Source organism: Rodentibacter ratti, from assembly GCF_002000485.1.
Lineage (GTDB): Bacteria > Pseudomonadota > Gammaproteobacteria > Enterobacterales > Pasteurellaceae > Rodentibacter > Rodentibacter ratti.
In genome coordinates this window covers 156,017-170,218 of record NZ_MLAJ01000004.1, presented here as the reverse complement: position 1 = coordinate 170,218, position 14,202 = coordinate 156,017, and the positions used below count along the sequence as shown (strand labels likewise).

The window sequence follows — 14,202 nt, the reverse complement described above, 5'->3', positions numbered from 1 at the left end:
GCGATAGCCTCACCAAAGGCAATTCAACTGTGGAAGGCGACAGCCTCACCAAAGGGAATTCAACCGTTGAAGGCGATAGCCTCACCAAAGGGAATTCAACTGTCGAAGGCGATAGCCTCACCAAAGGTAACTCAACCGTTGAAGGTGATAGCCTCACCAAAGGGAATTCAACCGTTGAAGGTGATAGCCTCACCAAAGGGAATTCAACCGTTGAGGGCGACAGCCTCACAAAAGGGAACGCAACCGTTAATGGTGACAGCCTAGTGAAAGGTAATTCTACCGTTGAAGGCGACAGTATCGTTAAAGGTAATGCCACCTTTGAGAAAGACACCCTCACAAAAGGGAATGCAACCGTTAATGGTGACAGCCTAGTGAAAGGTAATTCTACCGTTGAAGGCAACAGTATCGTTAAAGGCAATGCGACTGTTAACGGTGACAGCCTAGTGAAAGGTAATTCTACCGTTGAAGGCGACAGTACCGTTAAAGGCAATGCGACCTTTGAGAAAGATACCCTCACCAAAGGTAATGCAACGATTGAGGGAACAACCACCACTCAAGATCTTGTTGTTAATGGTGATAGTCTCACGAAGGGTAACTCAACAGTTGAAGGCAATTTAACCGTTGAAAAAGATCTGAATGTTGGAGGGCATACTTCCTTACAAGATGTCACCATTCATCAGTCTTTAACCCTTGCAGATAATGCGAAAATTGATTTAGGTAATTCTGATATTGAAGGTAACTTTAATATTTATGGCGATACCGATAAAAAACCGCTCAGTCAGGCACTGGATCAATTACAAATGACCGGACCACTCGTTTATGTAGATCCTAAAACAAACAAAGATGTTCAACGCCAAACTGAGGTTGTAAGAGTCAATAGCGGTTCAGACAAACCTGTACGGGTAACGAATGTCGCGGATCCTAAAGATGCCAGCGATGCAGTAAATCTCGGTTATTTTGATAAGAAATTATCGCTCAATATGGGTGATGTACATAATCGTATCAATCGGGTTGATCGCCGCTTACGCAGTGGTATCGCTTCCGCTGTTGCAATGAGCTTACTACCGCAATCTTATCGTGCGGGTGAAAGTATTGTGAGTGTTGGTGGTGGTACTTACCGTGGTGCATCGGCAATCGCGGTGGGCTACTCCAGAGTGACTGACAACGGTCGCGTTATTATCAAAATCGGTGGTAGCGCAAACAACTCGGGCGATTATGCCGGTGGCGCAGCGGTTGGTTGGAAGTTCTAATTAACCGAAAAAAGTGCGGTCAAAATTGACAGTGTTTTTGGAACATTTGTCTTGGCTGCACTAAATTTGATATAAATAATGAGCGTACTTTGTACGCTCATTTTATAATCGGTAAACGATAATGCTGTTATTTTACGAAAAATTCGGTATTCACTGTTGCTAAACTTAATTATAAATTGTTATTTATGATCTGCTCATAGAGAACCATACCTTCTATCGATCTAATTTAAAATGAGGATACAACTATGAAATTAAAAACAAGCCTAACATTTGTGGCTGCTTCATTACTTTTAGCAGCTTGTGATCAATCCGGCTCATCTGACAAAAATGCTCAAGCCGCAAATGTTTCATCATCGAACAATACGTTTGTCTATTGTACGGCGAAAGCACCTTTGGGTTTTAGCCCGGCTCTCGTCATGGAAGGCACTTCTTATAATGCGAGTTCACAGCAAGTGTATAACCGATTAGTGGAGTTTAAAAAGGGTTCGACAGATATTGAACCGGCTTTAGCGGAAAGCTGGGATATTAGCGATGACGGTTTAACCTACACTTTCCATTTACGCAAAGGGGTAAAATTCCACACCACTAAAGAGTTTACGCCAAGCCGTGATTTCAACGCAGATGATGTGATCTTTTCATTCCAACGTCAGTTAGATCCTAATCACCCTTATCACAATGTTTCAAAAGGAACTTATCCTTATTTCAAAGCGATGAAATTTCCTAGCTTATTAAAAGCTGTGGAAAAATTGGATGATAATACCGTTCGCATTACGTTAAACAAGAAAGATGCCACCTTCTTGGCAAGCCTTGGTATGGATTTTATTTCTATTTATTCCGCCGAATATGCTGATGCGATGATGAAAGCCGGTAAACCGGAAACCATTGATAATCGTCCTGTGGGTACAGGCCCGTTTATCTTTGTGGACTATAAAATTGATCAGGCAGCACAATATGTGGCAAATGAAAATTATTGGAAAGGACGTACGCCGCTCGATCGTTTAGTCATCAGTATCGTGCCGGATGCGACTACCCGCTATGCAAAACTGCAAGCCGGGAGTTGTGATTTAATTTTATTCCCGAATGTGGCTGATTTGGCAAAAATGAAAACTGATCCGAAAGTTCAGCTTTTGGAACAAAAAGGGCTAAATGTGGCATATATCGCATTCAATACGGAGAAAGCGCCGTTTGATAATGTGAAAGTTCGCCAAGCATTGAATTATGCGGTGGATAAAAAAGCCATCATTGATGCAGTGTATCAAGGTGCCGGCACACAGGCGAAAAACCCGTTGCCGCCAACTATTTGGAGCTATAACGATGAGGTTCAAGATTATCCATACGATCCGGAAAAAGCAAAACAACTTTTAGCGGAAGCCGGTTATCCAAACGGTTTTGAAACCGATTTCTGGATTCAGCCTGTCGTGCGGGCTTCCAACCCGAATCCAAAACGTATGGCTGAACTTGTAATGGCAGATTGGGCGAAAGTTGGCGTGAAAGCCAATCCGGTAACCTATGAATGGGCGGATTACCAAAAACGGGCAAAAGCCGGCGAATTAACGGCAGGTATTTTCGGTTGGTCTGGCGACAATGGTGATCCTGATAACTTCTTATCACCGCTGTTAGCGAGCGCTAATGCGGGTAACTCAAATTATGCCCGTTTCAAAAACCCTGAATTCGATGCCTTATTGGACAAAGCTCTTGGCTTAACCAATAAAGAAGAGCGTGCAGCACTTTATAAACAAGCTCAAGTAATCGTTCATGAACAGGCACCTTGGATTCCTGTCGCTCACTCTGTCGGGTTTGCACCACTAAGCCCACGTGTTAAAGGCTATGTTCAAAGCCCATTCGGTTATGATGCCTTTTATGGTGTGAGTGTAGATGGTAAATAATTACTAACTGCCCTCTTTATCCTGCCCTTATGGTTTCCATAAGGGCTTTATTTCGTCCATATAATAATGGTCTGATCTATTTATAAAGTCTCTCCCCATACGAGAAAGCAACCTCTAATGAATCTTAATTGACGAATATTCTTGCAAGATCTATCCTAGTCTCAGTATTTTCACTGGTTTTTTCTTTATAAAAGGAGACAAAATGGATTTGCATAATATTCGAGAAGAATACCGTAAACGGGCGCTATCCCAACATGATTGTGACGAAAATCCGATTTCACAATTTGAATTATGGATGAACGAAGCAATCACGAGCCAGGTTAATGAACCCACCGCCATGAATGTTGCAACGGTGGATGAAAGCGGCAAACCAAGCAGCCGCATGGTGTTACTCAAAGAAGTCAACCAACAGGGTTTCGTCTTCTTCACCAATTACCACAGTAAAAAAGGGCGGGCTATTGAACACAATCCCTATGTTGCCCTCACTTTCTTTTGGCCGGAGCTGGAACGCCAAGTCCGTATTGAAGGTAAAGCCGTTAAAATTTCAGACAAACAATCCGATGAGTATTTTGCCAGCCGGCCTTACACAAGCCGTATCGGTGCTTGGGCAAGCAAACAAAGTGCGGTCATTTCCGGCTACAAATCTCTATTGGCAAAAGCTGCACTTATTGCGGCTAAATATCCGATTAACGTACCACGTCCTGCACACTGGGGCGGATATTTAATCACACCTGATTGTGTCGAATTTTGGCAAGGTCGCCCAAGCCGTTTACACGATCGCATTCAATATCGTCTCGAAAACAATAATTGGATTCGTGAACGTCTTTCACCTTAAAAACCAAAACTAATCATTAATAACTACAAAAAATAAAGGGAGCCATCCTAGCTCCCTTTATGTTACATTTTGAATGGTAAATTATTTACCCTGTAATGCCTGTTTAATGATAAAGAAAATATCCGTTTGATCAAGCAACCCTGAAAACTCATAGGCTTTTGGTCCGTAAGCAGCAATGCGTAATTGAGTTCCAGTGTGTTGTTGATCGTCAGCTTCTTTTCCGGTTCCGTAACTAATTGTCATGATTGAATCATCTTTTGCTTTAAGCGTTTGAGTTAAACCGGTCGGTTTCGCTTTATTCGGCACTAATTGGCTGGTATGGGCATGATCCGCAGTCACAATCACTAAAGTTTGTCCGTCTTTGCGGGCAAATTCTAAGGCTGATTGTACTGCTTCATCTAAATCAACAGTCTCACCGATTTGTCCACAAGGGTTAGATTTATGATTCTGTTTATCAATAGAAGCGCCTTCAACTTGTAAGAAAAAGCCATTCGGATTTTCTTTTAGCAACTCAATGGCTTTTTCTGTCATTTGAGCTAAATTTGGCATTGTTGTATCACGTTCCGGATTAGCTTGGCAGGTTATTGGGTTATCATGATTTCCCTCAAAAGTGGCTTTTCCGCCTAACCAACGAACCGGCATATTTCCACTGGAAAATAACCCTAGGATAGGAAACTTATTGTTTTTATCCAATTTATTTAATTCTTCAGCATTATTCACTAGGCTAAAGCCTTTATCAACGGCCTGTTGCCATAAAGTGCGATCTTTAAATTCTCCTACGTTAGGCTTTTCATCAAAGGTTTTACGCCCACCTCCAAAAACAACATCCGGAGGATTGGATAAAAATTGTTCGGTAATAGAACCCAGACCACCATTTTCCAGCGCACTTTCCGGGCAGCGTTCAGCCGTTGCAACCGGGCCGTAACATTTTCGGTGACTAATATGGGCTAAGAGTGCAGCCGGCGTTGCATCTTGAATTTCAGCAGTCGTGACATTGCCCGTACCTTTCCCCAATTTTTTGGCAATTTCTGCTAAATTGATTACGGGTTTTCCATAAACATCAACACCTATCGCACCGTTGTAGGTTTTAATACCTGATGTCCAAGCAGTTGCTGAAGCAGCAGAATCCGTCACTTGTTCGACAAGTTTTGTCTCTTTATCAAGGGCATAAGTTGTAATATGACCGGAAAAAGGCAATGCATCAATTCCTTTGAACGTACCAGCCGCACCTTCTGCATAATTTCGCGCAATGGTAATTTCAGAATCGCCCATTCCATCACCAATTAATAAAATCACATTTTTAACCTGATTTTTTTCCAATAATTCACTGAGTGTCGATTTTTTACTTTCCAGTAAACGTTTTGCTCCGCCCTGTTGGGTAATATCATTAGTCGCACTCGCCTCAGCATTCACCGCAAACATTAAAGCACTCAAAGATAAACCTAATAATGCTTGTTTTCCTATGGATTTCAATTTCATTTTTTTCTCCTGTCATATGAATTGAACGAGGGCATTCTAAAAAAGCATTATGACACTTTGATGACATGAAATTAGAATCCGTAACATTCCGACACGATGTTAATTTTTCACAAAGTAAAATAGAAAAGTGCGGTCATTTTTTACGAAGAATTTGGGTTCTTCCGAATACATATTCATGAACCTGAGGTACAAAAGTGTGGGCTCGATCACAGATTGACAATTTACTAGATAATTGCACAACTTTTTTCGGGAAAAATTAACACGTTCTACCAAAAAAACAGTAGAATAACGCAAATTTTTATCTTCAATAATTTCGAGGTGTATATGGACGTTTTAATGAGCATTGTTGGTATGGTGGTACTAATTGCCATCGCATTATTATTCTCAAATAATCGTCGCGCGATTAATTGGCGAACCGTATTAGGGGCGTTTGCGATCCAAATTGGATTTGCCGCCCTTATTTTATATGTGCCGGCAGGTCAAAAAGCATTAGGCGCAACGGCTGATGCTGTGGCCAACGTGATTGCCTACGGTAACGAAGGGATTAATTTCGTCTTTGGCGGATTGGCTGACCCAAGCAATGTAGGCTTTATTTTTGCGGTAAAAGTGTTGCCGATTATCGTGTTCTTCTCCGGTTTAATTTCCGTACTTTATTACTTAGGCATTATGCAAATCGTGATCAAAATCATTGGTGGTGCATTGCAAAAAGTATTAGGTACATCAAAAGCAGAATCTATGTCCGCTGCTGCCAATATTTTCGTTGGTCAGACAGAAGCGCCGTTGGTGGTGAAACCTTATATCAGCCGAATGACAGAATCTGAATTATTCGCCATTATGGTGGGTGGATTGGCGTCTATCGCCGGATCAGTGATGGCAGGCTACGCCGGTATGGGAGTTCCGCTCACTTACTTAATCGCCGCCTCATTTATGGCAGCTCCGGCCGGTTTATTATTCGCAAAAATTCTTTATCCGCAAACCCAACAGTTCACCGATTCCCAACCGGAAGCCGACGACAGTGAAAAGCCGTCTAATGTGCTGGAAGCTATGGCCGGTGGCGCAAGTGCCGGTATGCAATTAGCCTTAAACGTAGGGGCAATGTTGATTGCATTTGTGGCATTAATCGCTCTCATTAACGGTATTTTAGGCGGTGTTGGCGGCTGGTTCGGTTATGCGGATTTAACCCTGCAATCCATTTTTGGTTGGGTCTTTAAACCACTTGCATACTTAATCGGTGTATCTTGGGAAGAGTCAGGCATTGCCGGACAAATGATCGGAATGAAATTAGCCGTGAATGAATTCGTTGGCTACCTCGAATTCACAAAATATTTACAACCGGATACACCTGTTGTATTAACTGAAAAAACCAAAGCAATCATTACTTTCGCACTCTGTGGCTTTGCAAACTTTAGCTCCATCGCTATCCTAATTGGCGGCTTAGGCGGCATGGCACCAAATCGTCGTGGCGACATTGCCCGTTTAGGATTAAAAGCCGTTATCGGAGGAACATTAGCCAACTTAATGAGTGCAACCATTGCTGGTCTTTTCATCGGATTAAGTGGCGCAGTATTATAAAGTGCGGTCGTCAAATTCCGACAACATAATTTTGCACCACGGTTAATACGTGGTGCATTTCTTTCAAATATTAGTCAAAAAAGAGGTAAATATTATGACTCCACATATTAACGCACCTGAAGGCGCATTTGCTGATGCGGTATTAATGCCGGGTGATCCGCTTCGTGCGAAATATATCGCAGAAACATTTTTAGAGGATGTTAAAGAAGTGACCAATGTACGCAATATGCTTGGTTTCACCGGTACTTATAAAGGTCGTAAAATCTCCGTAATGGGACACGGTATGGGGATTCCGTCTTGCTCAATCTACGCGAAAGAGTTGATTACCGAATATGGCGTGAAAAAAATCATTCGTGTCGGTTCTTGTGGCGCAGTAAAAATGGATGTCAAATTGCGTGATGTGGTGATAGGCTTAGGCGCTTGTACGGATTCTAAAGTAAACCGTATTCGTTTTAAAGATAATGACTTTGCCGCCATCGCTGATTTCGGTTTAACCAGTGCTGCCGTTGCTGCCGCAAAAGAGAAAGGCATTGCGGTCAAAGTAGGTAACTTATTCTCAGCAGATTTATTCTACACACCGGATGTTGAAATGTTTGATGTGATGGAAAAATACGGCATTCTTGGCGTGGAAATGGAAGCGGCGGGAATCTATGGTGCCGCAGCAGAATATGGTGCACGGGCATTAACCATTTGTACCGTTTCCGACCACATCCGCACCCATGAACAAACCAGTGCTGAAGAACGTCAATTAACTTTCAACGAAATGATTGAAATTGCGTTAGAAAGTATTTTAATTGACGATAAAAACGCCTAGTTCAAGGTTAAAAAAGAGCGGTCAAATTGACCGCTCTTTTTCTTTATGCACTTAGTATTTCCTCCGCCAATTTCTTCGCGCCTTTGAAATCTACTTTTCCACTGCCGAGAAGCGGGATTTCATCGACTAAGAATACTTGGCTTGGGAGCATAATGGGTGGCACGTTGAGGGACTTAATACGACTGTTAATGTCTTCAAGACTGAGTGGCGATTTCACCAATAATACGACACTTTCGCCTTTTTTCTCATCATTCACCGCAATCGCAACAAATTGGTTTTCGTCATTCAACACTTGAGCGATATTTTCTTCCACACTGCCAAGGCTGATCATCTCGCCGCCGATTTTGGCGAAACGGGAATAACGATCCACAATAGTGATAAAACCGTGTTCATCAATATGCCCTTTGTCCCCTGTTTTGTAGTAACGCACGCCGTCAAGTTCGGCAATGACTTCATTGGTTTTTTCAGGATCGTCCAAGTAGCCTTTCATCACTTGTCCGCCGCCAATGAGAATCAAGCCGTCTTCGCCTGTCGGTAATTCTTGCAAGGTATTCGGATCGACGATTTTGATAAGCGTACCCGGCAATGGCATACCTACCGTTCCCGCTTTGTTGAAGGTAAATTCTTTTAGACTATCAGGATCTAAAATATTTGGCATATTGACGCTGGCAACCGGTGCAGTCTCTGTCGCGCCGTAGCCCTCGTAGAGGTCTAAACCGAATTTCAAACGAAAAGCTTCTTTCACGTCCGCTTTCAATTTCTCCGCTCCGGCGATCACCATTCGTACACTTTGTAGCATTAACGGATGTAATTTTTTATTACGGGCATATAAACGGAAGAATGTCGAAGTACCAAACATAATACTCACGTTATGACGCGCGCACATTTTGCCGACTTCAGCACCATCGGTCGGATCTGCCACACTCACCATTTTGATACCTTCACACAACGGCATTAGGGTCGTTACCGTTAAGCCGAAAGAATGGAAAATAGGCAAAGAATTTAAAATGACATCATCTTCTTGGAAGTTGAGCAATTCACTCACCTGTTTAATATTGGTGAGCAAATTTTTATGGCTTAATTCAATGCCTTTTGGCGTGCCTTCGCTGCCGCTGCTGAAGAGAATTGTTGCTGTATCATTCAAGCGAACATCGGCAAAATGCATTAATTTAATCCACCAACGTGGGGCGAAAAACGCCGTTAAAAGTGACCGCACTTTTTCGCTTTTCGTGATTTTTTTGCCTAGTTCCTCCGCAAAAATTGTTTTGCCCGCCAATACCTCATCAAAAGCAAAACCTTTTGTATTCAGTTTATTTAAAAACTTTTCAGCGGTAATGACTTTGTTAATATTCGCTTTAGCAAGGGCTTTTTCCATCACTTCCGGGCTGAGCGTATAGTTCAAATTCACCGGTACTTTTCCCATTACCATCAACGTCATATTCACAATGGCGCCAATCGCCGAGCTTGGCAGCAAAACACCAATATTTTTCTCATCACCCAAGGCTTGTTTGAGCTGTTTGCCAAACATCAATACGGCAGCAATAAATTTGAGGTTGTTCAACTTCATACCCTGTCCGTCCACTACGCATTCTTTAAACAAGTTGGATTTCGCACTGTTCAACCAATGGTGCGTGAGCGGTTTACGTTTGGCGATCACTTTTTCCCATACAGTGAAGGAAAGTTCGAGCACTTTTTGTTTCATTGCCGTGGCATCAATAAAACCGTGAATCGGTTTGCCAAACGCCACTAAAATCTCACGTTTACCTTGTTTTTTCGTGAGGCTTTTATAGAAATTATCCGCGCGGGAAAAACTACTGCCCCATAAACCACGCAAATAAAATGGCACGGTCGTCACGTTATCCAAATCTTTCAATACGTGTTCAAAGCCTTTTTTGAACTCATTGATCTGACCGTTATAGCTGATATGACCTTCCGGGAATAACGCCACCACTTCACCACGAGCCAAATATTCACGAATCCGTTCAATGGATTCTCGGCTTGAACCAGCACCAATCGGGATCACACGGAAAATACGTAAGAACCACGTCAAATACCATTTATTGTAAATTGGGCGGAACATCACAAATTTAATCGCCCGTGGGCTAGCCGCTTGTAATACGAGCCAGTCAATCCAACTAATGTGGTTACCGAGTAATAATGTGCCACCGCTTTGCGGAAAATTTTTTAATCCTTCCACGTGGAAACGGTAATTAGTTTTTAACAGAGGTAAGAGTAATAAGCGGACGAATAAATGGGGGAGTTGCCACATAGCATAGAGGCTGCCCAATAAACAGACCACGGAAACCGTTAGGAAAATACCGGTGGTGGAAAGGTTCAATTCGACAAATACAATGCTCAGTAGCAAAAAACCGACCATCAAGACGTTTTGGATAAAGTTGTTACCCGCCATAATTTTGCCACTGATTTTTTCAGGGGCGAAATATTGAATAGTCGCATTGAGCGGCACGATAAATAAGCCACCAAAGAAACCGAATCCGAAAGAACAGAGCATCAGCGAGAAATTGCTACTAACCAAGGTTAAGCCAAAGAGCGAGACAAAAATACCCAAGGCACCGACCGGTACAATGCCCAATTCGATATGCAAACGGGAAGCACGTCCTGCAAGGTAAGCCCCAACAATTAAACCTAAACCGCTGACCGCAAGAATCGCTTGAATAATCACCGCATTATCGGCATTAAACAAGGTTTTATAATGCGCCGGAAATGCTGCCACGATGACTTGTGATACGCCCCAGAAAAGGCTTAAACCAATCACACTAAGCCAAATGTTTTTGTCGCTACGCAAAGTGCGGAGGTTGTTTTTCAAATAACCGAAAGATAAATATTTACCTGCAGAGAATTTTTCATTTTCTTCTTTTTCTTGTGGAAAGAAAGGAATTTTGAAAGCGAAAAAAGCTTCAAGAGCGCTAAACAAGACTAATGCGATGCCAATCATCCAAACACTTTGTAACACGTCATTCGGATTATCAGAAGGCACATAATAACCTTCAAAGAAAATTGAGAAGGCAAAAGAGCTAAATAAAATCGCTACAATAGTTAAGGCTTGAATCACACCGTTGGCAAGCCCGATATTTTCCGTTCCGACAATAGATTTGATAAGGCTATATTTAGCCGGAGAATAGACCGCACTTTGTGCCGCTAAAATCAGTGTTAAGGCAAAAGCGAGATAAAATTCACCCATCACATAACTGAATAAAATCGCGCCTGAAATACCCACCGCTACCAAGCTGCTCCAACGGATCACTTTGGTGCGACAGAATTTATCGTTAATAAATGCCGAAGGCGAAAAAAGGAAAATAAAAGGCAATAAAATCATTGCGTTAATTAACGCTGTTAGTACGACTAAGGTATTACCTTCAAAACTTTTCAACAACACATTTTGAATCGTGATTTTATGGGCTAAATCCACGCTTGCATTCAAAAAAGCAATGGCCAAATAAGGCACAAAACCTGCATATTTTAAGAGTTTCATTTCACACTCTCCGTTTGATAAATTTTTAGCGTTTGCATATTTAACACATAAGGTTTCAGCACCAACAGTAAATCAAAAAGGTGTTTGAGTTTTTCGTCTTTTTGCTCACTATCTTTTAGTGCTGATAGGGTGAGCTTCACTTCTTGTGTTGCAAGCGTTTTCGCTGTTTGTAAATAGGTTTTCAGCATTTCACGTTCTGCCTCATTGCAACGGCAAACAATGGCTAAAATATCTCGCTCTTTGGCTGTAAAAATGCCCTCACGAGGATTCAGCAGCCCCTCATTGACCATTTTTTGTAATTCACTCTCAGAAATGGAAAATTCTTGGCAAAGCTCTGATGGTAAAAAGGTTTCATTTTCTGCGCCCATAATAATACCAATCAATGAAATCAAACTTTCGTAAGGATTTTGCCAGTCAAAATCAGGGTGAGAAAAAAGTTGTTTAATTTGGGAAATGCTCGCATTGAAATTGGTTTGCAGATATTTAATAAATTCCAACAACCCCACACAGCGATCATCATAGAGATGAAAATTCGGTTTATCTTTTAACGGCTCAGGCAACAGCCCCTCTTTCACATAATACAGTACCGTTGATTTCGGTGTTTGGCTGAGTTTCACCAAATCATTCATTTTTAACATAAGGTTTCCCCTCTTAATTAAATTTTAAGAGGATTTTATACTTTACACAGTCAAAAGTAAAGAGTATCACTTTACAGTTTATCCAAAATAGGGACACACTGCGTGTGTCCTACTATATATCGTTGAAATTTCTATTTTTGTGCATGTGCTAACCTTAAATAATGCGAATAAAAAAGAGCGGTCAATTTAACCGCTCTTTTTTTATATGTTATCGTCTTGGTAAGTAGCGAATCGGATCTACCGATTTACCTTTATAGCGAATTTCAAAGTGAAGTTTTACGCCATTGGTGCCGGAGCTCCCCATTTTAGCGATTTCTTGCCCCGCTTTGATTTCTTGCTGATCACTCACGAGGATTCTGTCATTGTGCGCATAGGCACTCAAGAAGTCATCGTTATGTTTGATAATGATGAGATTACCATAACCACGCAATGCATTACCCGCATACACTACACGTCCTGCCGCTGCAGCTTTAACCGATTGTCCGCGAGAGCCTGAAATATCAATTCCTTTATTTCCACCATCAGCGTTTGAGAAACCTTGGATAATATTTCCGCTCGCCGGCCATGTCCAAGCTACATTAGATGCAATAGGTGCTACAACATTAGCATTAACCGGTGTCGTATTGCCCGTTGCAACCGGAGCACTTGATACATTTGTAGATGTTGTAGAAGCCGTATAAGTCGGTGCAGCAGAAGGAATACCCGTACCTGATTTCACCGGCCCGATAATCGTACCGTCAGAACCAATTTGCGTACCATTTGCACCCGGTCTGTAAGTCACGGCAGGTTCAACCGGTTTCGCAGGTTCTGAGGTTGTATTTACCGGCACGGTTGTCGTTACTGTTTTAGTAACACATTTGCCGATTTTTAAGGTTTGACCAACACTTAGACTATAAGGCTCAGACATATTATTCATTGCCGCAAGCTCTTTCACATCCATACCAGCTAAGTAAGCGATTAAGAACATGGTATCGCCTTTATTGACTTTATAGGTCCCCCCTTTGTACGAGCCTTTTTGAATTTGGCTGTAATCGGGTGCGTTAGTACTTGGATTACGTGGTACATTCACAACTGATGAATTGGTACAGTCGGATACCGTCTTAGTGACCGTTTTTGTTTGAGGTTTTGCCGGTGCGACAGGTTGGGTCGGTTGTACCGGTTGATAGGTCGGTTGAAAATTCGGTTGTGGGGTTTGAGCGCCGACAGGCACGCTACCTGTGGTAGTCGTTCCCATATTATTCGGCATGGTATTTTGTTGAATTTCCGGCTGCCAAGTACCGCCACTATTATTATCTACCGGTTGCATGATGCCCGGTGAAAGTGTACCGCCGGCATTCTCAATCGGTGCTTGCATATTAGATGAACACGCACTCAAAATTGCAATGCTCAAGGGTAACAATAAAAACGATTTTTTCATTTATTTTTCCTTCTTATTTCATTGTATTCGGCATAGTTTGTTGTTCTATTTCCGGCATAAAACCGCCCTCTGCAATCGCCCCCGTTCCTTCAACAGGTTGCATAATGCCATTTGGTAAAGCATCAGGATCGCTCACTTTAGGTGAAGAACAGGCGACCAAAACTACCGACATAGACAACGCAAATAAATATTTATTCATAATATATCCTATTATTTCAAAATAAAGTAAGCCGCTACCGCAAGTACAACGACTGACCAACCAATAATCTCAATAGATTTACGCAATTTTGCTGCAAATTTTTCGCCACCCCATGCGGCTAATTTGGCAACTAACAAGAAACGTGCCGCACGAGAGATAAATGCCGTCAACACAAATGGTAAAAATGCCATTTGCATCACACCGGCACAAATCGTAAATACTTTATAAGGAATCGGACTGAACCCCGCCACAAAAACTACCAGTACGCCCCATTGCTCAAACCACTTTATCGCCGTCGCCCAATGATCACCATAGCCCCATTGTTGCACGATATCCTGCACCCAATCCGTTGCAAAATAACCAATGGCATAACCCACAATACCGCCGAGAGCAGAGGCGATCGCAGTATAAAGGGCAAATTTGACCGCACTTTTTGGCTTTGACATCGACATCGGGATCAACATCACATCCGGTGGAATAGGGAAAAAGATCGCTTCAATAAAACTCACAAAGGATAACCAAAACGCTGCAAAACGATGTTTCGACCACTCCATGGTTTTATCATACATGGCGCCAAAAATATTCATTCCATTCCCCCTCTAATTACCATTTAACCAAA

Annotated in this window: 11 protein-coding genes; 5 read left to right on the top strand and 6 right to left on the bottom strand. The window is 42.1% G+C overall.

From position 1 onward, the window contains the following. From BKG94_RS05050 to pdxH, 3 genes are all read left to right on the top strand, one after another. A partial coding sequence (locus tag BKG94_RS05050; protein WP_208604258.1) for a YadA family autotransporter adhesin occupies positions 1-1,250 on the top strand: 1,250 nt, incomplete at its 5' end. 245 nt (positions 1,251-1,495) lie between these two features. Beyond that, positions 1,496-3,136 (top strand): ABC transporter substrate-binding protein, encoded by a 1,641-nt coding sequence (locus tag BKG94_RS05045; RefSeq protein WP_077434847.1) that lies wholly within the window; start codon positions 1,496-1,498, stop codon positions 3,134-3,136. A 202-nt stretch (positions 3,137-3,338) separates the two neighbouring features. After that, on the top strand, positions 3,339-3,971 hold the full coding sequence (gene pdxH, locus BKG94_RS05040) for a pyridoxamine 5'-phosphate oxidase (RefSeq protein WP_077434845.1): 633 nt from the start codon (positions 3,339-3,341) through the stop codon (positions 3,969-3,971). Positions 3,972-4,052: 81 nt separating this feature from the next. Here pdxH and phoA read toward each other — a convergent pair whose 3' ends face one another. Then, positions 4,053-5,450, bottom strand: coding sequence for an alkaline phosphatase (phoA, locus tag BKG94_RS05035; RefSeq protein WP_077434843.1), 1,398 nt, complete (start codon positions 5,448-5,450; stop codon positions 4,053-4,055). Between the two features lie 324 nt (positions 5,451-5,774). Here phoA and BKG94_RS05030 point away from each other — a divergent pair, with 324 nt between their 5' ends. Continuing rightward, positions 5,775-7,022: a NupC/NupG family nucleoside CNT transporter gene (locus BKG94_RS05030; protein ID WP_077434841.1), complete on the top strand. Its 1,248-nt coding sequence runs from the start codon at positions 5,775-5,777 to the stop codon at positions 7,020-7,022. Positions 7,023-7,116: 94 nt separating this feature from the next. Continuing rightward, complete coding sequence (gene deoD / locus BKG94_RS05025) at positions 7,117-7,836, top strand: purine-nucleoside phosphorylase (protein ID WP_077434839.1); 720 nt, start codon at positions 7,117-7,119, stop codon at positions 7,834-7,836. Positions 7,837-7,879: 43 nt separating this feature from the next. Here the strand turns inward: deoD and BKG94_RS05020 are convergent, their stop codons facing one another. The 5 genes from BKG94_RS05020 to BKG94_RS05000 form a co-directional block, all read right to left on the bottom strand. Next, the gene (locus tag BKG94_RS05020; protein WP_077434837.1) at positions 7,880-11,329 is read right to left on the bottom strand and encodes an acyl-[ACP]--phospholipid O-acyltransferase; all 3,450 of its coding nucleotides are present in this window, start codon (positions 11,327-11,329) and stop codon (positions 7,880-7,882) included. Continuing rightward, entirely contained in the window at positions 11,326-11,967 is a 642-nt protein-coding gene (locus tag BKG94_RS05015) for a MerR family transcriptional regulator (protein ID WP_077434835.1), read from the bottom strand. The genes BKG94_RS05020 and BKG94_RS05015 overlap by 4 nt, the downstream gene beginning before the upstream one ends. Positions 11,968-12,175: 208 nt before the next feature. Further along, entirely contained in the window at positions 12,176-13,384 is a 1,209-nt protein-coding gene (gene nlpD / locus BKG94_RS05010) for a murein hydrolase activator NlpD (protein ID WP_077434833.1), read from the bottom strand. A 13-nt stretch (positions 13,385-13,397) separates the two neighbouring features. Next, a complete protein-coding gene (locus BKG94_RS05005; protein ID WP_077434831.1) occupies positions 13,398-13,583 on the bottom strand; it encodes a hypothetical protein in 186 nt (61 codons plus the stop codon). Between the two features lie 11 nt (positions 13,584-13,594). Next, positions 13,595-14,170 (bottom strand): YqaA family protein, encoded by a 576-nt coding sequence (locus BKG94_RS05000; protein ID WP_077434829.1) that lies wholly within the window; start codon positions 14,168-14,170, stop codon positions 13,595-13,597. Positions 14,171-14,202 lie beyond the last annotated feature (32 nt).